The sequence below is a fragment of the Burkholderia sp. Ac-20345 genome (assembly GCF_017104825.1).
GTDB classification, from domain to species: Bacteria; Pseudomonadota; Gammaproteobacteria; order Burkholderiales; family Burkholderiaceae; genus Burkholderia; species Burkholderia lata_B.
The window spans coordinates 1-899 of record NZ_JAAGPO010000538.1 but is presented as its reverse complement, the minus strand read 5'-3'; the positions used below and the strand labels follow the sequence as shown (position 1 = coordinate 899).

Genomic DNA, 899 nt, shown 5'->3' with positions numbered 1-899 from the left:
GTGAAGAAATTCGGCGACAGCACCGCCGTCGACAACGTGAACCTGACGATCGCGAAGAACGAGCTGTTCGCCTTGCTCGGCAGCTCGGGCTGCGGCAAGTCGACGTTGCTGCGCATGCTCGCCGGGCTCGAGACGGCCACCTCCGGCAAGATCTTCGTCGACGGTGAAGATCTCGCATCGCTGCCGCCGTACCGCCGGCCGGTCAACATGATGTTCCAGTCGTACGCACTGTTCCCGCACATGACGGTCGAATCGAACGTCGCATTCGGCCTGAAGCAGGAAGGCACGCCGAAGATCGAGATCAAGGAACGCGTGGCCGATGCGCTCGCGCTCGTGCAGATGAGCAAGTACGCGCAGCGCAAGCCGCACCAGCTCTCCGGCGGCCAGCAGCAGCGCGTCGCGCTCGCCCGTTCGCTGGTCAAGCGCCCGAAGCTCCTGCTGCTCGACGAGCCGATGTCCGCGCTCGACAAGAAGATCCGCCAGAAGACCCAGCTCGAACTCGTGAACATCATCGAGAAGGTCGACGTGACCTGCGTGATGGTCACGCACGATCAGGAAGAGGCGATGACGATGGCCAGCCGCCTCGCGGTGATGAGCGAAGGCAAGATCGTGCAGATCGGCGCGCCGGGCGAGGTGTACGAGTTCCCGAACAGCCGCTTCTCGGCCGAATTCATCGGCTCGACCAACCTGTTCGAAGGCCGCGTGGTCGAGGACGAACCCGATCACATCTTCGTCGAAAGCGACGACCTCGAGGCACGCATGTACGTGAGCCACGGCATCACGGGCCCGCTCGGGATGCCGGTCGGCATCTCGGTGCGCCCGGAGCGCATTCACGTGTCGCGCGAGAAGCCGGGCTCGAAACACAACTGGGCGCGCGGCGTCGTGACCGACATCGCGTA

Annotated in this window: 1 protein-coding gene; it reads left to right on the top strand. The window is 64.3% G+C overall.

From position 1 onward, the window contains the following. A partial coding sequence (potA, locus tag G3O06_RS48525) for a polyamine ABC transporter ATP-binding protein (RefSeq protein ID WP_205820491.1) occupies positions 1–899 on the top strand: 899 nt, incomplete at both ends.